General features: G+C 74.1%; 13 protein-coding genes. 10 read left to right on the top strand and 3 right to left on the bottom strand.

The window, feature by feature from the left end; genetic code table 11:
• The 3 genes from AB0N63_RS33805 to AB0N63_RS33795 all read left to right on the top strand — a co-directional run.
• The coding region (locus AB0N63_RS33805; RefSeq protein WP_365535355.1) for a carboxyl transferase domain-containing protein at window positions 1-573 on the top strand (573 nt) is incomplete at its 5' end.
• A 13-nt stretch (window positions 574-586) separates the two neighbouring features.
• Window positions 587-814, top strand: coding sequence for an acyl-CoA carboxylase epsilon subunit (locus AB0N63_RS33800; protein ID WP_365535353.1), 228 nt, complete (start codon window positions 587-589; stop codon window positions 812-814).
• A 75-nt stretch (window positions 815-889) separates the two neighbouring features.
• Complete coding sequence (locus tag AB0N63_RS33795; protein ID WP_365535351.1) at window positions 890-3,004, top strand: BTAD domain-containing putative transcriptional regulator; 2,115 nt, start codon at window positions 890-892, stop codon at window positions 3,002-3,004.
• A gap of 162 nt (window positions 3,005-3,166) precedes the next feature.
• On the opposite strand, the gene AB0N63_RS33790 is transcribed toward AB0N63_RS33795, so the two are convergent.
• Window positions 3,167-3,400 carry a DUF6269 family protein gene (locus tag AB0N63_RS33790; protein WP_365535349.1) on the bottom strand — a complete coding sequence of 78 codons (234 nt, stop codon included), beginning with the start codon at window positions 3,398-3,400 and terminating at the stop codon, window positions 3,167-3,169.
• A gap of 244 nt (window positions 3,401-3,644) precedes the next feature.
• Between AB0N63_RS33790 and AB0N63_RS33785 the strand changes: the two genes are divergently transcribed.
• Window positions 3,645-5,726 (top strand): AarF/UbiB family protein, encoded by a 2,082-nt coding sequence (locus AB0N63_RS33785; RefSeq protein ID WP_365535347.1) that lies wholly within the window; start codon window positions 3,645-3,647, stop codon window positions 5,724-5,726.
• A gap of 40 nt (window positions 5,727-5,766) precedes the next feature.
• On the opposite strand, the gene AB0N63_RS33780 is transcribed toward AB0N63_RS33785, so the two are convergent.
• A complete protein-coding gene (locus tag AB0N63_RS33780; protein ID WP_365535344.1) occupies window positions 5,767-6,990 on the bottom strand; it encodes a cytochrome P450 in 1,224 nt (407 codons plus the stop codon).
• 258 nt (window positions 6,991-7,248) lie between these two features.
• Here AB0N63_RS33780 and AB0N63_RS33775 point away from each other — a divergent pair, with 258 nt between their 5' ends.
• The 3 genes from AB0N63_RS33775 to AB0N63_RS33765 all read left to right on the top strand — a co-directional run bounded on the left by AB0N63_RS33775 (window position 7,249) and on the right by AB0N63_RS33765 (window position 11,063).
• Window positions 7,249-8,019, top strand: coding sequence for an ABC transporter ATP-binding protein (locus tag AB0N63_RS33775; RefSeq protein WP_365535342.1), 771 nt, complete (start codon window positions 7,249-7,251; stop codon window positions 8,017-8,019).
• On the top strand, window positions 8,019-10,562 hold the full coding sequence (locus tag AB0N63_RS33770; RefSeq protein WP_365535339.1) for an ABC transporter permease: 2,544 nt from the start codon (window positions 8,019-8,021) through the stop codon (window positions 10,560-10,562). Before AB0N63_RS33775 ends, AB0N63_RS33770 begins: the two co-directional genes overlap by 1 nt.
• Window positions 10,563-10,805: 243 nt before the next feature.
• On the top strand, window positions 10,806-11,063 hold the full coding sequence (locus tag AB0N63_RS33765) for a LysR family transcriptional regulator (protein WP_365535337.1): 258 nt from the start codon (window positions 10,806-10,808) through the stop codon (window positions 11,061-11,063).
• A gap of 63 nt (window positions 11,064-11,126) precedes the next feature.
• Here the strand turns inward: AB0N63_RS33765 and AB0N63_RS33760 are convergent, their stop codons facing one another.
• Window positions 11,127-11,777 carry a response regulator transcription factor gene (locus AB0N63_RS33760; RefSeq protein ID WP_365535335.1) on the bottom strand — a complete coding sequence of 217 codons (651 nt, stop codon included), beginning with the start codon at window positions 11,775-11,777 and terminating at the stop codon, window positions 11,127-11,129.
• A 188-nt stretch (window positions 11,778-11,965) separates the two neighbouring features.
• Here AB0N63_RS33760 and AB0N63_RS33755 point away from each other — a divergent pair, with 188 nt between their 5' ends.
• From AB0N63_RS33755 to AB0N63_RS33745, 3 genes are read left to right on the top strand one after another with little or no spacing between them, the layout of a single operon-like run.
• The gene (locus tag AB0N63_RS33755; protein ID WP_365535333.1) at window positions 11,966-16,012 is read left to right on the top strand and encodes a PA14 domain-containing protein; all 4,047 of its coding nucleotides are present in this window, start codon (window positions 11,966-11,968) and stop codon (window positions 16,010-16,012) included.
• Window positions 16,012-16,980: a TauD/TfdA family dioxygenase gene (locus tag AB0N63_RS33750; RefSeq protein WP_365535331.1), complete on the top strand. Its 969-nt coding sequence runs from the start codon at window positions 16,012-16,014 to the stop codon at window positions 16,978-16,980. The genes AB0N63_RS33755 and AB0N63_RS33750 overlap by 1 nt, the downstream gene beginning before the upstream one ends.
• Window positions 16,977-18,206 (top strand): cytochrome P450, encoded by a 1,230-nt coding sequence (locus AB0N63_RS33745; RefSeq protein ID WP_365535330.1) that lies wholly within the window; start codon window positions 16,977-16,979, stop codon window positions 18,204-18,206. The genes AB0N63_RS33750 and AB0N63_RS33745 overlap by 4 nt, the downstream gene beginning before the upstream one ends.
• The last annotated feature ends 260 nt before the right edge of the window (window positions 18,207-18,466 follow it).

Here is an 18,466-nt window from a genome sequence, read left to right as displayed (position 1 = left end):
CAGCCGCAGGTGCTGGCCGGCGTCCTGGACATCGAGGCGAGCGAGAAGGCCGCCCGCTTCGTGCAGATGTGCGACGCCTTCAACATCCCGATCGTGACCCTGGTCGACGTCCCCGGGTTCCTGCCCGGCGTCGACCAGGAGCACGGCGGCATCATCCGGCACGGCGCCAAGCTGCTCTACGCCTACTGCGACGCGACCGTGCCGCGCGTCTCGCTGGTCCTGCGCAAGGCCTACGGCGGCGCCTACATCGTCATGGACTCCCGGTCCATCGGCGCGGACCTCTCCCTCGCCTGGCCCGCCAACGAGATCGCCGTGATGGGGGCGGAGGGGGCGGCCAACGTGGTGTTCCGCCGCCAGATCGCCTCCGCCGAGGACCCGGAGGCGGCGCGCGCCCACCTGGTCAAGGAGTACAAGGCCGAGCTGATGCACCCCTACTACGCCGCCGAACGCGGCCTGGTGGACGACGTCATCGACCCGGCCGGCACCCGTGGCGCGCTGATCGGCGCGCTGGCCGTGCTCCGCGCCAAGCACGCCGCCCTGCCCGCCCGCAAACACGGCAATCCGCCGGCCTGAAGGAGGGACCGTCATGTCCTCTGCGCACCCGGTGTTCGACGGACCGCTCGGACCCACGGTGTTCGAGATCGTCCGAGGCTCCCCGTCCGCCGAGGAACTGGCCGCCGTCACCGCGCTGCTCACGGCCCTGGCCGCCGCCCGTGAGGTGAGCGAACCGCCCGTCCGCGGCGCCGGCTGGCCCCGCCCGGAGCTGTGTCCGCCGGCGTCCTGGATGGCCGGCGGACGGCCGCGCGTCCGGTAGGCCGCCGTGTCCGGAGGCGACGCCGGTGCGCAGCCCCGCCCACCGGGCGGCCGGGCCGTGACGAGGGAGGGCGGAATGGACTTCAGAGTGCTCGGTCTGGTGTCGGCGGAGGGCGCGGGCCGTACCGTCGCTCTCGACGGCGACAAGCAGCGCACCGTGCTGGCCGCCCTGCTGCTGGCCCAGGGCGCGGTGGTGACGGACGAGCGGCTCACCGCACTGCTGTGGGGCTGGCAGCCGCCCACGACGAGCACCAAACAGCTCTACACCTACGTGTCCCGGCTGCGCACCCGGCTCGGCGACGCGGTCCGCCTGGAACGCGGCGGTCGTGGCTACCGGATGGACACGGGCGGGGCGTTCTTCGACTGGGCCGCCTTCCGCGACCTGGCCGAGGCGGCCGGCGCCGACCTGCGCGCGGGCCGGCACACGGCGGCCGAACGGCGGTACGCGGCCGCCCTCGCCCTGTGGCGCGGTCCGGCGCTGACCGGGGTGACCGAGTGGTTCGCCGAGGCCGAGGCGCCGCGGCTGGCCGAGGCCCGGCTCGCCGCGGTGGAGGGCCACGCCGAGGCCGCGCTCGCCCTGGGCGGCCACGCGGAGGCGGTGCCGGCGCTGACACGCGAGGTGCTCCTGCATCCGCTGCGCGAGCGTCTGCGCGGCCAGTTGATGACGGCTCTCCACCGCTGCGGCCGGCGGGCCGACGCCCTCGCGGTCTACGAGTCGGGCCGCCGCCTGCTCGCCGAGGAACTCGGTATCGACCCCGGCCCGGCGCTGCGCGCCCTGCACCAGCACGTCCTCACCGGCACACTGCCCTCCGCGGCCCTCGGCGGGCCGGTGGCGGACACGGCGGGCGGACCGCCGCCCGGCCGGTTCCCTCCGGGCGCGACGGCCGACGAGGCTGCCGGGGCGGTCGGCGGGGGAGCGGCCGGCACCGGGGAGAGCGCAAAGGGGGCGGCCGGCGCCGGAGAGGAAGGCACGGGCGCGGCCGGTCCCGGGGCTGTCGCCGAGGCCGACGGGGTGCCCGCGCCGGGACCGTACGGCGCGGGGCCGGGCGCGTTCCTCCCGTTCGGATACGTCGTGGCGGAAACGCAGGACGCGCCGCACGGACGCTGCGGGCCCGCCGTCGCCGCGCCGCCCGGCGACGGCGGTCGGTCCCGGGACGGCGGTCCGGCGGGCCGGGGGGCGCGGCAGACGGCCGTGCCCAGACAGGTCCCGGCCGCCCCCGCGGATTTCACCGGGCGGCGCAGGGAGGCCGCGGAGGTCGCCGGGGCCCTGCGCGGACGGCGGGACGTGCTGATCACCGGCGCGCCCGGGAGCGGGAAGTCGGCACTGGCCCGGTACGTCGCCGAAAGCTGCCGCGACGCCTTCCCGGACGGTCTCCTCCACGCCGACCTGTGCACCGCCGGACCCGCCCGCGCCCCGTACGAGGTCCTCGGCTGGTTCCTGCGCGCGCTGGGCGTGGCCCCGACGCTGCTGCCCGCGAACCTCGACGAACGGGTGCAGCTCTACCGGACCCGTACGGCGGGCCGGCGGATGCTGGTCGTCCTGGACGGGGCGGACGACGACGCGCAGGTGCGCCCGCTGCTGCCGGGCGCCGGGGCGAGTCGTACCGTCGTCACGGGCGTCGGCGCCGCGCTGGGAGCACTGGAGGGCGTCCGGCCGGTGCGGCTCGGACCGCTGGCGCCCGCCGATGCCATACGGCTGCTCGCGGCGGTCGCGGGACCGGAGCGGATCATCGCGGAGCCCCGGGCGGCCGTGCGCATCGCCGAACTGTGCGACCGCACCCCGCTCGCCCTGCGGATCGCCGGGGCCCGGCTCGCCGCCCGGCCCCACTGGTCCGTCGCCCACCTCGCCGACCGCCTCGAACCCGAGGAACGCAGGCTGGCCGAGCTGAGGTTCGGCGGCCTGGACGCGGGAGCGGGGCTGCGTGCCGTGCTGCGCGGGCTTCCCGGCGAACTCCGGGAGACCTTCACCGTGCTCGCGGCGGCGGGGCCGCGCCGGTTCACCGCCGCGGACGCGGCCCTGCTCCTGGGCGTACCGGCCGAGGACGCCGAGGAGACGCTCGGCCGGCTCGCCGACGCACGACTGCTGGAGGGCCGCCCCGCCGACGCCGGCCCGTGGCCCAGCTATCGCGTGACGGCCCTGGCCCGTCTCCTGGCCGCCGGACACGGCGCGGCGGCGCTCACCGCGGCGTAGCGGGGCGCCTCCGCCGCCTCGCGCCCCGGCCCCCAGCCCCGGACGTCGTCCGCCGGCCCTGCGGGCGGAGTGGCGCCGGGGCGTCGGGCGGACGGGACACCGCGCCGCCGGGTACCGGGCGACGCCGTGTCGCGTCGTCGGGCGGGCCGGGCCCGCGCCGGCTCAGCCGCATCCGCCGGCGTGGCCCTCGTCGAAGGAGTACGCCTCCGGCTCCTCGAGCGTGCCGCGCTGGGCGACCAGCTCACCCAGCGCCTGCACGTACTCCGTGAGCAGTCTGACCGAGGGCGTGGTGCGCTCCTCCGAGGGCACCGCCTCGACGACGGCCCGTTGTTCGATCTCCGTCAGAAGCGCGAGCGGATGCCGTACCTGCCCGGTGGCCGCGTGGTCGTCGTACATGGTTCCTCCTCTGCCGCGGACGGGGCCCTGCGGGGACCCGCTGACAGCCTCCGCCAGGGAGGGATACGCGAGACCGCCGATTTCTCCGCTCCCCGGTCGAGTCGTCCGCCAGGCGGATACAGACCCTGTACAGACCTTCCACCGCTCGCGGCGCCACCGGCGGCGTTGCAGCAAGCTGCCACCTCTCTCAGCCGGTGCGCGCCCGCGCCCTAAGGTGGCGCGCGACGATCGAGGGAGCGGTTCGATGACATCCATGGCCGAGGCCGCGTTCAGCGGCATACCACTCACCCTCCTGGTGGCCGTGACCGCCGCGGTGCTGCTCGTCGCCCTCGCCGTCGGCGTCTCGACGGCCTCGCGCCGGCTTCTCGGGATCAGGGTCGGGGCGCTGCGCATGCTCGGCGCCGGCCTCGTCGGCGTGGCCAGCCTGGTCGTGTACGGGCAGGTGCTGCGCGGCAGCGATGCCGAGCGGGGCGCGCTGTCCACCCTCCAGATCCCGCTGGCCCTGTTGGCCGCGATGGCCGCACTGGTGGTCCTGGAGGTCTTCCTGCCGTACGGCAGCTGGGCCCGCCCACTGCAGGCGGCGCGCGGTCTGGGCGACCGGGTGCGCAGGACGCGCCGCTATCTGCAGATCAGCCGGATCCTCATCGGCAACGGCCTCGGCTGGGTGCTGCGCGGACGCGGCGGCTGGGACCGGGCGATGCGGCCCGGGCCGTTCGGCGAGCAGTCGGCCCGCTCGGCGCGGCTGGCCCTGGAGGAGTGCGGCGGGGCGCTGATCAAGCTCGGCCAGGTGCTCTCCACCCGGCGCGACCTGCTGCCGCCCCACTTCATCGACGAGTTCAGCAGGCTGCAGAGCGCCGTGCCGCCCGCGCCCTGGCCGGAGGTCGAGGCGGTGCTGCGCAAGGAGCTGGGCCGGCCCGTCTCCGAGGTATTCGAGAGCATCGAGCACCAGCCGCTGGCGGCGGCCTCCGTCGCGCAGGTGCACCGCGCCCGGCTGCTCGACGGCTCCACGGTCGTCGTCAAGATCCAGCGGCCGGGCGTCCGCGAGGCGGTCGAGCGGGACCTGGACATCGTCCTCGCGCTCAGCCGCGGTCTGCAGAGCCGCGTCCGCTCCGCCCACGCCTTCGGGCTGCGCGAACTGAGCGACGGGTTCGCACAGTCGCTGCGCGAGGAACTGGACTTCCGCATCGAGGCGCGCAACGCGAACGCGGTGATCCACGCCACCCGGGGGGTCCGCGAGGGCGCCCGGGTGCGTATCCCGCGCGTGCACGAGGAGTACACCTCGGCCCGGGTGCTGGTCCAGGAGTGGCTGGAGGGCGTCACCTTCGACCGGGCCGGAGCGGTCGCCGAGGAGGCCGGACTCGACCGGGAGGCGCTGGCCCGCACCGCGTTCGGCTCGATGCTGCACCAGATCCTGCGGGTGGGCGTCTTCCACGCCGACCCGCATCCGGGGAACCTGCTGCTGCTCGACGACGGGAACATCGGGCTGATCGACTTCGGCTCGGTGGGCCGTATCGACCCCTCCGCCCGGCTCGCCATCCGCGAGCTGCTGATCGCCGTCGACCGCGGTGACCCGGCCGGGCTGCACGACGCGCTGCTGACCCTGCTCGGCACCCGCGCCACCATGCACGAGGACCTGCTGCCCGGGCCGCTGCTGGAACGGGAGCTGGGCCGGTTCATGGCCCGGCACCTGGGGGTGGACGCACAGCCGGACACGGAGATGTTCACCGCCCTGTTCCGGATGCTGGCCCGGTTCGGGCTGGCGGTGCCGCCCGAGATCGCGGCCGTCTTCCGAGCGCTGGCCACCATCGAGGGGACCCTCACCCGGCTCGCTCCCGGCTTCAACCTGCTGCAGGAGGCCCGGTCGTTCGCGGTGGGCATGCTCACCGACCGGTTCCGGCGCCGGCCGGGCGCCCCGCCGGCCGACGACGCGGACGCGGGCGGCCTGGCGCCCCAGGCGGTGCCGTCCCTGCTGCACGGCGCGGCGCAGGAGCTGCTGCACGTGCTGCCCATGATGCGCAGGCTGCCGCGCCGGGCCGAGCGGATCAGCGCCTCGCTGGAGGAGGGCAGGCTCGGCGTGCGGGTCCGGGTGCTCGCCGACGAGCGGGAACGCCGCTTCGTCTCCGGGCTGGTCCACCAGGTGACGATCAGTCTGATGGCCGCCTGCATGGGCATGATGGGGGTCATGCTGCTGGTGTTCGGCACCGGGAAGGGGCCGCGGGTGACCCGGCAGCTGGAGTTGTACCCGCTGCTCGGCTACCACGTGCTCGCGTTCAGCGCGATCCTGATGCTCAGGGCGTTGTACACCGCCATGCGCCGCCCCGAGTGACCCGGCCCCGGCGCGCGGCGGTCCCGCGCGCCGGGCCCGCTCAGGGGCGCAGCAGGACCGGCAGCGCCCGCAGCGGGCGCACGACCACGTTCTGCTCGTACTCCAGCCGCGCCGGGTCCACCGCGAGCCGGGCCTCGGGGAAGCGTTCGAAGAGCCGGCGCGCGGAGACCTCGGTGATGACCTTCGCCAGGTGTGCGCCGGAGCAGTAGTGGATGCCGTGCCCGAAGCTGAGATGGGCCGGCTTGGGCCGGTCCAGGTCGAGCACGTCGGGGCGGTCGGGGAACTGGCCGGCGTCCCGGTTGGTCGACATCACGCAGATGACGACGACCTCGCCGGCCGGGATGGTCACCCCGCCCAGCTCCACCGGCTCGGTGGTGACGCGCTGCAGCGCGTTGCTGATCGGGCTCACGTACCGGATCAGTTCGTCCATGGACGCCGTCCAGCGGCCCGGCTCCGACATGAGCCGGGAGCGTTCGGCGGGGTGGGTGAGGAGGGCGGCGAGCACCCCGCCGACCAGACTGGCGGTGGTGTCGTTGCCGCCCGTCATCAGGGCGAAGCCGGTGGACAGGATCTCGGTGCTGGTCAGCCGGCGTTCGGGGTCGGCGTGGATCAGCGCGGACAGCAGGTCCTCGCCCGGCTCGCGCTCCTTGCGCGCGATCAGCGCGGCCATGAAGTCGGACAGCTCCCGGACGGTGCTCTGCAGCCGCCCGGAGGAGTCGGTGGGGGAGTGCGCGCGCAGCGCGGCCGACCACCGCAGGAAGTCCGGCCAGCTGTCGGAGGGCACGCCCATCAGCTCGGCGATGGTGATGACGGGCAGCGGATCGGCGTACCCGGCGACGAGATCGGCCGGCGAACCCTCCGGCAGGGCGTCGAGGAGGCGGCCGGCGATCTCCTCCACCCGCGGGCGCAGCGCCTCCGCCCGGCGCGGGGTGAACGCGAAGCTGATCGCCCGGCGCAGCGGGGTGTGGCGCGGCGGCTCCTGGTTGGCGAGGTGGTTGGCCTCCTCGGGCGGCGGCGCCATCGGCCGTCCGGTGCGCTCGGACATCAGGCGGTACTGCACGTGGATGTCCCGGCTCAGCCGGGGATCGGCCAGCGCCGCCTTGGCGTCGTCGTAGCGGGTCACCACCCAGGCCCGGCCGCCGTCCGGGAAGGCCAGCTCGCACACCGGGCTCTCCTTCCGCACGTGTTCGAGCAACGGATAGGGGTTCTGGGTGAACTCGTTCGTCAGCATCCAGAACTTGGAAAGGGTCCGCGTGGCCGCCATCTTCTGACCTCCGTAGCGCAGCGCGGGCATACCGCCGGTCCCCCGGCACGCTAGGAGGCCCGGCGGCCGGGCGCAGTGCTGCTTTCAAGAGTTCGATCTGTCCTCGGAGGCGGCCGCCCGGGGAGGCGAACATCTATGCCGTTCGGCAGATGCGGCCCTGACCGGGCCGCTCGTAAGGTCCCTTTCCGAGCCGGACACGGTGCACAGTGCTCCGGTCATGGACCGTTCTCGAATCGATCCCTGTGGGGAGTGTGAGTCATGACCGCGACCATTTCGGCTTCGACGAAGCGACAGGTCGCCGCCCGGGCTGTCGGGGTGACGAAGCTGTACGGCGAAGGGGAGGCCCAAGTCGCGGCACTGCGCGGCGTGGACGTCGAGTTCGCCGCCGGTGAGTTCACCGCGATCATGGGGCCGTCCGGCTCCGGCAAGTCGACCCTCATGCACACGCTGGCCGGCCTGGACACCCTCACGGAGGGCGAGGTCTTCATCGGCGACGCCAAGGTGAACGACATGACCGACAAGCAGCTGACACTGCTGCGCCGCAACCAGATCGGTTTCATCTTCCAGCAGTTCAACCTGCTGCCGACGCTCACGGCCGAGGAGAACATCCTGCTGCCGCTGGCGATCGCCGGGCGCAAACCGTCCCAGGACTGGTTCGACCGGGTCGTCGACACCGTCGGCCTGGCCCAGCGGCTCGGCCACCGGCCCAGCGAGCTGTCCGGCGGCCAGCAGCAGCGCGTCGCCTGCGCGCGGGCGCTGGTCTCCCAGCCGGAGGTCATCTTCGCCGACGAGCCCACCGGCAACCTGGACTCCGCCTCCGGCACCGAAGTCCTGCAGTTCCTGCGGGAGTCGGTCCGCGCCCTCGGGCAGACCATCGTCATGGTGACCCACGACCCCCGGGCCGCCTCCTACGCCGACCGCGTCGTCTTCCTGGCCGACGGCGAGGTCGTGGACGAGCTGCGGGAGCCGACCGCGGACGCCGTCCTCGACAAGATGCGCGCCCTCGACGGCCGGACGCGGGTGGCGTGATGCTGACCGCGACGCTCAAGAGCCTGTTCTCCCGCAAACTGCGCCTGGTCCTGTCCGGCCTGGCGATCGTGCTCGCCGTGATGTTCGTGTCCGGCGCCATGGTCATCAAGGACACCCTCAACCGCTCCATCGACGCCCAGTTCACCGGCGCCTACGAGGACATCGACCTCTACGTCGAGCACCGGCCCAAGGTGTCCGCGGGCACCGCCGACGACCCGGCCGCGGTGCCCGCGGTGGACGCGGCCGACATCGCCAAGGCGGCCGGCGTCCCCGGGGTGGCCAGGGCGAGCGGCCTGGTCCTGGCCGAGGGCGCCCGGGCCGTCGGCAAGGACGGCAAGATCGTCCCGGGCACCGGCGGTCCCCGTTACGGCGGCAGCTGGCGCGGCGAGAGCGACCTGATCAAGCTGCGCTCGGGCCACGAACCGCGCGCCGCCGGCGAGGTGGCAGTCAACGCCGGACTGGCGAAGAAGGCGGGCCTGAAGGTCGGCGACAGCATCGGCGTGCTGACGAACGAGCCCCGGCGGACCTTCACCGTGGCCGGCGTCTTCGGCTACTCCGGCCAGCGGGACTCCGTCGGCGGCGAGCAGACGGTGATCTTCGCCGAGCCGGTCGCCCAGCAGCTGATGCTCGGCCGCACCGGAGAGTTCTCCGGGGTGCGGATCAGCCTCGCCCCCGGCGCCTCGGCCGCACAGGTGACCCAGGCCCTCGACCGTGAACTCGGCGACGGCTACGACGTGCTGACCGGCCGTGAGCTGGCCGAGAAGGCGTCGGACAAGGCCCGAGGCATCCTCGACATGATGGGCATGCTGCTGCTCGGCTTCGCCGCCGTCGCCGTCCTCGTCGGTGTCTTCCTCATCGTCAACACCTTCTCCATCATCGTGGCGCAGCGCATGCGCGAACTGGCCCTGCTGCGCGCCCTGGGCGCCAGCCGCCGGCAGATGATCGGCTCCGTGCTCCTGGAGTCCTTCGCGGTGGGCCTGGTCTCCTCGGCCCTGGGGCTGGCCGCCGGGATCGGCATCGGGGCGCTCGGCTCCGACCTGCTGGCCGGCTCGACGGACGGGCTGAAGGTGGCCTCGCTCGGGGTGCCCGCGTCCGCGGTGGTCACCGCCTTCGCGGTGGGCATCGTCACCACGATGCTGGCCGCGCTGGCGCCCGCGCTGCGCGCCTCCAAGGTGGCTCCGCTGGCGGTGATCCGGTCGAGCGCCGCACCGCAGGGACGGCACCGCAAGCAGACCTGGACCGGGGCGGCGCTGCTGGCCCTGGGCGCGCTGCTGCTCGTCCTCGGCAGCACGGGAGCCGGTGGGGTCTCCGCGATCCTCCTCGGCGTCCTGCCCGCCTTCGTCGGCGTCGCCCTGCTCACCCCGCTGCTCAGCGGTCCGGCCGTGCGGTGGCTCGGGGCGCTGTTCGCCCGGTCGCTGCCCGGCCGCCTCGGGCGCGGCAACTCGGCCCGCAATCCCCGCCGCACCGCCATCACGGCCTCGGCCATGATGATCGGAGTGGCCCTGGTCACCGCCATCAGCACGGTGGCCGTCTCCTCCGAGGAGAGCGTCACCCGCGACATCAGGCGGGACCTGCGGGCGGACCTGGTGGCCATGGGTGAGGCCGGTTCGGCCAACTCGGCGGCCATCGACCCGGCCGCGCTCACCCGGATCGCCCGGGAGCCGGGGGTCGGCAACGTCGCCGCCGCGGCGATGGACTCGGCCACGGTCGGCAAGGACACCCAGTCGGTCGCCTCCTGGCAGGACTGGTCCAAGGCGCGCGAGGTGCTCGGTCTGAAGGGCGCCGGCGGCAGCGTGGACACCCTGGCTGCGGGCACCGTGGTGATGAACGAGAGCACCGCCGGCAACCGCGGGCTGAAGGTCGGCGACAGCGTCCGCGTCCAGTTGCAGCGCGGCGAGGCCCGCACCTACCGGGTGGCCGGCCTGTTCGCCGACTCCGCGCTCGCCAACGGGGTCGTCGTCCCGTGGGCCGACGCACAGGCCGGGTTCCGCTCCAAGCAGCCCTCGCAGGCCTACTTCCAGCTGGCGAAGGGGGCCGACACGGCACAGGTGCGCTCCCGGATCGAGTCCCTGCTGAAGGACAGCCCGGAGGTGACCGTGCAGACCCGCGACGAGGTGATCGACAAGTTCAGCGGCGGGTTCGCCATGATGCTCGCCGTCGTCCAGGCGCTGCTGGCCGTGGCCATGCTGATCGCCGTGCTCGGCATCGTCAACACGCTGGCCCTGTCGATCCTGGAGCGCACCCGGGAGATGGGCGCCCTGCGCGCCATCGGTCTCAGCCGCGGTCAGACGGTGCGCATGATCATGACCGAGTCGGTGGTGATCTCGCTGTTCGGCGCGGTGCTCGGTCTCGTGGTGGGCGCGGTGCTCGGGCTCGCGGTGGCCCACGGGATGAAGGACCAGGGCGTCACCCGTCTCTCCCTGCCCTGGGGCCAGATGCTCGCCTACCTGATCGGTGCGGCGGTCGTCGGCGTCATCGCCTCGCTCGCCCCCGCCCGGCGCGGCGCCCGGCTGAACGTGCTCGCGGCCATCAGCCAGGGCTGACCGGTCAGGACAGGGCGGCAGCCGGACCGGCTGACGACCCGGAAGGCGCCCCCGGAATCCCTCCGGAGGCGCCTTTCGGACGTGCCGGGCGTGCCGGTCGGCACGCCTTGCAGCTTCCTGCACCTTCCATTGCCCCTGGCATTTCCTCTGGGCTGGTATGGAACCGCCTCTCAACAGTTCCGGCGCCTGAGCGCGGGAGGCAGTTGGATCCGCTTGTGTTCCACCGGAGAGACAGGGGGAGTGATGCACGAGCGTGAGTTCCGTGCCTTTGTGTCCGTTGCCGAGGTCGGTCGCATGGATCAGGCCGCAAGAGTGCTTGGATATTCGCAGCCGGCCATCAGTTATCAGATCAAGTGTCTGGAGCAGGTGCTGGGGATCAAACTCTTCACCCGTGATTCCACCGGGGCGAGACTCACCCGGGAGGGCCGCATGATACTGCCCTCCGCCCGAGCCGTACTCGCCCTGATCGACAGCATGAAGGACGTCTGTGCGCCGTCCTGACCCGGCGGTTCCGGCCCGGCCGCCCGCGGGGCCGGAACCGCCGGGAACGGCTGGCCGGGCTCCTCACTCCATCAGGCCGTTGCCCCACACCCAGGCGGCGATGCCGACGCGGTTGCGGGCGTCCAGCTTGCGCTGCACGTTGGCGATGTGCGTCTTCGCCGTACCGGCGGAGATGAACAACTGCGCCCCGATCTCGGCGTTGGTCAGCCCCTTGGCGACCAGCCGCGCGATCTCGGTCTCACGCTCCGTCAGCGCGTCCGCCGGCTGCGCGGGCCGGGGCCGCGCGGCTTCCTGCGCGTGCCGCAGCAGGCTGACCGTGAGCGACGGGCTGATCAGGGTGTCGCCGGCCATCGCGGCCCGGACCGCCTCCACCAGCAGCGCGGGCCCCGACCGCTTCAGCAGGAAGCCGCAGGCGCCGTTGTGCAGCGCGGTGTGGACGTACTCGTCGAGCCCGAACGTCGTCACCACCACCACGCGCACCGGGTCCACGGCCTCCGGTCCGGCGAGCCGCCGGGTCACCTCCAGACCGTCCATGCGCGGCATGCGGATGTCGGCGAGCAGCACGTCGGGTCTGAGCGCCTGAGCCAGTTCGACGGCCTGCCGGCCGTCCGATGCCTCGCCCACGACCTCCATGTCCGGCTGGGAGTCCAGGATCAGCCGGAATCCGATGCGCACGGACTCCTGGTCGTCGGCGAGAAGTATGCGAATGGTCACGAAGAGCACGGTAGTTGGCCGGTCAGCGGGTCGGCCACCGGGACCGTATTCAAAGATTCTCTGCGGACTTCGGTGCGGATTCGGCCGCTGACAGCATCGGGAACGGTCGCTGTGCCGGTGCCGCCGTGCGCTGCGTTCTCCCCCTCTCTTTCCCTCGCGATTCCCCATCTTTGGAGTGGTGACTGGGCATGGCTCGCACCAGAAGACCCGGATGGACCGCCGCGGCCGCGGCGACGGTTCTTTCCTTCACGCTGCTGGGCGCGGTGCGCCCGGCGGTCACCGAGGCCGCGGCGCAGGGCGACGCGACGCGGGTGCCGTACCTGGCCGCTCCGGCGGGCGCGCCCACCTCGGCTGGCTGGCCGCAGGGCCGGTTCGACTCCGCCACCGGCCACGCCACCGGTCCCGCGGTCGTGGCGGCCGCGCCCGCCGGCGGGGCGACCCTCACCACCGTCCGGCCCTGGCTCCGCGCCACGGCCCGGCACGGCGCGGCCGCCTACGAGTTCGTCCTGTCCACCGGCGACGCCCCGCGCACCGGCCAGGTCACCTCGTCGGGCTGGATCACGGCTGCCCGATGGCAGGTTCCTGCCGGACTTCTCAAGGACGGCGGCCACTACACCTGGACGGTGCGCGTCAAGGACCGCACCGGCCGGGTCGGTCGGGACGCGGCGGCGCGCTCCTTCGCCGTCGACCAGCGGCTGGGCGCCCAGCAGGCCGACGGCCCGGTCCCCACGGACACCCTCGGCCCGGTCACCGTCAACCTCGCCACCGGCAACGTCACCGCCTCCGTCAACACCCCGCAGGTCTCGACCGGTTCGGGGACGCTGGGAGCCACCTTCCGGTACGACGCGCAGGCCGCCAGCACGGTGTCCGGGCTGACCGGCTCGTACTACGCGGGCGACTCCGCCACCGGCATCGGCGACAAGGAGAAGGCCGCCGCCGTCCGCACCGACGCCCGCGTCGACTTCCACTGGGGCGACCAGGCGCCGTATCCGCAGGCCGACCGCGACGCCGCCTTCCGGGTGCGCTGGACGGGCCGGCTCGCCGTGCCCGCCGACGGCCTCTACCGCTTCGGCGGCAGCCATGACGGCGGGCTGCGCGTACGGATCGACGGCCGCACGGTGCTGGACGACTGGACGGGCGCGAAGGCCGGCGACGGCCCCGCGTACGGCACCGCGGTACGGCTCCGGGCAGGGCGGACCCACACCGTCGCCGTCGACTACCGCCGCACCGGCAAGGGCGGGCAGGTCACGCTGTGGGCGGCCGGCGCCGGTCACACCGTCCCCGTCCCCGCCTCCTGGCTGCAGCCGTCGGGCGCCGTGCTGCCGCCCGGCTGGAGCGTGACCCCGGCCGCGACGGGCCCGGACACCGCGGCCGCCGCCAACGCGCCCACTACCGCGGCCGCCGCCCCGGCCACCGGGCGGGGCACGGCCACCGCCGCCTCGGGGCAGGGCGCGGCCACCCCGGCTCCCGGGCAGGGCCCGGCCGCCGCCTCCGCTTCCGGCGGCTCCTCCCGCGCCGCGGCCCGCCCCGAGGGCGCCCGCGAGCAGCGCGGCCACGCCGGGCGCCGCACCGCCGCCGCGACCGCGGAGGGCCAGACCGCGGGCGTCGCCGCGGCCGAGGACGAGGGCCTGGCCTTCGTTTATGCGGGCGACGAGCAGTGCGCCGACCGCCAGGCGCCCGCCGGCTACGTGTGCGCCGTGCGGGTGCCGGGCGCCGGCGTGACACAGCTGCACTACCGCGACGGCAAGCTGGTCCGCTTCGTCAGCCCGGGCGCAGAGACCACCGACTTCGGCTACGCGGCCGACCACCGGCTCACCGCGGTGCGGCCCCCGCTGGTCATGGACTGGATCGCGGCCGTCACCGGCCGCGACACCGCCGCCGCCCAGTACCGTGTCGACTACCGGGGCGACAGCGCCACGGCCGCCCGCGTCACCGGCCCCGACCCGGCGGGCGCCGACGCTGCCTCCTCGCTGCGCCCCGAGCACTCCTACACCGTGACCGCCGGGGAGACGCGGCTGCGCGTGGCCGGCGCCGACGCCCCGCAGGGCTGGACCCGCAAGGTCGCCTTCGACGGCGCCGGACGGCTCGCCGCCGACACCGACGGGACCGGCCGCACCACGCGCTTCACCTGGACGGAGTCCGGCCAGCCGTTGACGCGGACCGACCCGGCCGGGCGGCTGACGACGACCGTCTACGACGGGTCCGGCATGCCGACGGGGTCGTACGGCCCGGGCCCGGCCGACTGCTTCGGCGCCGACCTGCGCCCGATCGCCCCCGCCCCCCGGGGCTGCGCCCGGGTCCCCGCCCGGACCACCTCGTACGGGCCCACCGGCATCACCACCGTGCGCGCCGACTCCGACGGCGTGCCGGCCCTGACGACCCGCACCGACCTGAACGAACTGGGGCTGCCCGCCGATGTGGTGACCGACCCCGACGGTCTCGCCCTGACCACCGCCTACTCCTTCGACGAGGCGTTCCGCCCGGTCGCCGAGACCAGTCCGGCGGGCACCCGCAAGACCTACGGCTACTACGGGGCCGGCGAGAGCGCCGACAACCCCTGTACCGCGACGAGCGACCCGGCGCCCCAGCGCGGTCTGCCGAAGTCCGTGGCGCTGCCCGCCGGGGCCGACGGCTCGGCGCGCGTCGAGAAGTACGTCTACAACGCGCGCGGCCTGCCCGCCGCCGTGAACTTCGGCGGGCCCGACTGGACCTGCGTCCGCTACGACGCCCGCGGCCGCATCTCCAGCATGTCCATGCCGGGCAACGCGAGCCTGCCCGCGTGGACCGTCACCTACGACAGCGCCTACGGCGGCGACCCGCTGACCCTGCGGGCGAGCCAGCACGACCACTCCATGACGAGCACCGTCGACCTGCTGGGCCGCACCGTGAGCTACACCGACGGCCAGGGCACCCGCACCCGCACGAGCTACGACCGGGCGGGCCGGGCCGTGCTGCAGCGGGTGAGCCCGCCCTCCTCCGCCGACGCCCCGCAGGTCCAGCAGACCCGCTACGACGCCGCCGGCCGGGTCCTGGACGTCGTCCTCGACGGGCGCCGGCTGGCCTCGGCCGCGTACGACGACGCCGGCGCGCTCGAGGACGTGCGCTACGCCAACGGCACCCGGCTCGTCGTGCGGCGCGACCCGGCGGGCCGGATCACCGACGAGGACTGGACCCTCGCCGACGGCACGGTGCAGTCCGCCCGTGTGACGCGCTCGCGGTCGGGCACCGTCGTCGACGAGTCCGTGGCCGGCGTGGACGCCCGCCCGGACGGCCCGGACTTCGAGTACGACGCGGCCGGCCGGCTGGTGCACGCCTTCGTCACCGGCCACGAGTACGTCCGCGACTTCACCACCGACCGGCCGGCCGGCTGCCCGGCCGGCACGCGTCCCGGCGCCGGCGCGAACGGCGACGTGATCCGGCTGACGGACCGCACCGCCAAGGGCGCCACGGTCACCGGCTACTGCTACGACGCCGCCGACCGGCTGCTGGCGACCACGGGCGACCACCCCCTCACCGGCGCCTCGTACGCCCTCAACGGCCACCTCACCGGCTACGAGCAGGACGGGCTGCGGGTGACCCAGCGCCAGGACGCCGTCGAGCGCTACCTCGGCTCCGCCGTCACCGGCCCCGACGCCGCCGACGTGCGCTACACCAAGGACATCGCCGACCACCTCATGGCCCGCACGGCGACCACCGCCCACGGCGCCGAGACCGTCCTGTACGGCCACACCGACATGACCGAGGCGAGCCCCGACCTCGTGCTCGACGCCGGCAAGCGGCTGCTGGCCAGGGTGGTCGGGCTGCCCGGCGGCGTGGTGCTCACCGTCGACGCCCACGCCAAGGGCGCGGCCCGCACCACCTGGAGCCACCCGACGGTCCGCGGCGACATCTTCCTCGTCACCGGCGACGACGGCCGCCAGCGCGGCGACCACTACCAGTACGGCCTGTACGGCGAGCCGCTCAGGGCCGACGGAGCCGTCGACCCGCGGCACGTGCCCGACAACCTGCCCGGCGACTTCGACTACGGCTGGCTCGGCCGCTACCAGGTCGGCACCGAGCACCAGGGCGCCCTCTACAGCGTCGTGCTCGACACCCGGGTCCTGAACCCCGCCTTCGGACGGTTCTCCGCCCCCGTGTCCGCGGGCCCCTTCCTCAACCCCTACGAGTACGCGGCCGGCGACCCGGTCAACCACACGAGCACCGACGGCTACAGCCTGGACGTGGAGAAGGACTGATGACGACGCCATTCACCGACGCCGACACCGAGCTGACCGAGCACAACGGCACCCACCTGCTCCGGGTCGCACCGAACACCGCGGACCACCGCGCCTGGTTCTCCGCGAACGCCCAGGCGCTGCGCTCGGCGATGTACGAGCACGCCGCCGTCATGGTCAAGGCGAGCGGCCTCGCCGACGAGGCCGAACTCGCCCCGATCGCCGAGGAGATCGGCGGCCGCACCCTGGAGTACAACGAGCGCTCCACCCCGCGCAGCCGGGTCACCGGGAAGGTCTACACCTCCACGGAGTACCCGCAGGACCAGACGATCGCGCAGCACAACGAGAGCGCCTACTCCCAGAACTGGCCGCACAACGTCTTCTTCTTCTGCGCGCGCGCCGCCGAGACCGGCGGGGAGACGCCGGTCGCCGACAGCGCGGCCGTGCTCCGGGCGCTCCCTGCCGACCTGGTGCGCCGGTTCGAGGACAGGGGCGGCGTGCTGTACACCCGTACCTACCGCACCGGCATGGGCCTGTCCTGGCAGGAGGGCTTCCAGAGCGACGACAAGGGCTACGTGGAGAGCTACTGCGCCGACCACGGCATCGAGACCGCGTGGGACGGCGACGTGCTGCGCACCCGGCAGCAGCGCCCCGCGGTCGCCGTGCACCCGGTCACCGGCCGCAAGGTGTGGTTCAACCAGGCGCACCTGTTCCACGTGCACGCGCTGCCCGAGGCGGTGCGCGAGGGGCTGCTGGAGATCTGCGGTGAGGACGGGCTGCCCCGCAACGCGTACTACGGCGACGGCACGCCCATCACCGCCGACGAGATCGCGACCATCCGCGGCGTCTACGACGACAGGACGCTCGCCGAGCCGTGGCGCACCGGGGACGTGCTGATGATCGACAACATCCTCACCTCGCACGGCCGGCGACCCTTCACCGGCGAGCGCAAGGTCGTGGTGGCCATGACGCAGCGCGAGGCGGCATGACCGCCGCACCGCCCGCCGCACCGCCCGACGTCGATCTCACCGACCCGAGCACCTTCCTCGCCGGCCGGGACGAACTGACCGCGCTGTGGCGCTCGTTCCGCACCGGTCACCCCGTCCACTGGCACCCGGTGCAGGGCCGCGCGGTGCCCGGGTTCTGGGTGCTCTCCCGCTACCGCGACGTGCTGGAGGTGTACCGGGACAACAAACGGTTCACCTCCGAGCGGGGCAACGTCCTCGCCACCCTCCTGGAGGGCGGCGACTCGGCCGCCGGGCGCATGCTGGCCGTCACCGACGGCCGGCGCCACCGGGAACTGCGCAACGTGCTGCTCAAGGCGTTCGCGCCGCGCGTGCTGGAACCCGTCGTCGACGGGGTACGCCGGCGGGCGGACCGGCTGGTGCGCGAGGCGGTGGCCCGCGGCGACTGCGACTTCGCGCAGGACGTCGCCGAGCACATCCCGATGGCCACCGTCGCCGATCTGCTCGGCGTGCCCGCCGCCGACCGGGACTACCTGCTCTCCCTCACCAAACAGGCCCTCAGCTCCGAGGAGGAGGGCCAGGCGGAGGAGGAGGCGCTCGTCGCCCGCAACGAACTGCTGCTCTACTTCAGCGATCTGGCGGCCGAGCGGCGCGACGACCCGCGCGACGACGTGGTGAGCGTGCTGGCCGCCGCCACGATCGACGGCGAGCCGCTCACCGAGCAGGAGATCGTCTTCAACTGCTACAGCGTCATCATCGGCGGCGACGAGACCAGCCGGCTCTCCATGATCGGCGCGATGGACGAGCTGATCCGCCACCCCGCGCAATGGCAGCGGCTCAAGGACGGCGACGTCACGGTGGAGAGCGCCGTCGAGGAGGTGCTGCGCTGGGTCACCCCCGCCATGCACTTCGGCCGCCGCGCCCTGACCGACGTGGAGATCGGCGGCCGGACGGTCCGCGCCGGCGACGTGGTCACGCTCTGGAACGTCTCCGCCAACCACGACGAGGAGGTCTTCGACACCCCCGAGGTCTTCGACCTGGGCCGCACGTCGAACAAGCACGTGTCGTTCGGCTACGGGCCGCACTTCTGCCTCGGCGCCTACCTGGGCCGCGCGGAGATCAACGGCCTGCTGACCGCGCTGCGCACCCATGTGGCCGAGGCGGCGCCGGCCGCCCCGGCCCGGCCCATCCACTCCAACTTCCTGCACGGGTACAGCTCACTGCCCGTCTCCCTGCGCCCGGAACGGTAGGACCCCCGACCACCGGCCGAGCGCCCCGGGCGCCCCGTCCCGCTTCCCGCGGACGGGGCGTTCGGCTTTCGCGACGACGTGAACTCGACGACGTGGAAAGGGGCGCGCGCACGGCCGGCCGGGCCGGCTGTACAGCGCGATGAGCATTCTTCGATATGGCACCTCGGGCGCATCGAAGTTTTCCATGAGTCCGCGGGCCTGCGGAATTTCATTCGTAGTGTGGGCCGGGTCGCCACAACCGCCCCTGCCGGCGAGCGTTT

Origin of the sequence: Streptomyces sp. NPDC093260 (genome assembly GCF_040683715.1) — a bacterium.
Classification (GTDB): Bacteria; Actinomycetota; Actinomycetes; order Streptomycetales; family Streptomycetaceae; genus Streptomyces; species Streptomyces sennicomposti.
The sequence above is the reverse complement of the archived record's forward strand: the minus strand, read 5'-3'. Positions and strand labels throughout refer to the sequence as shown.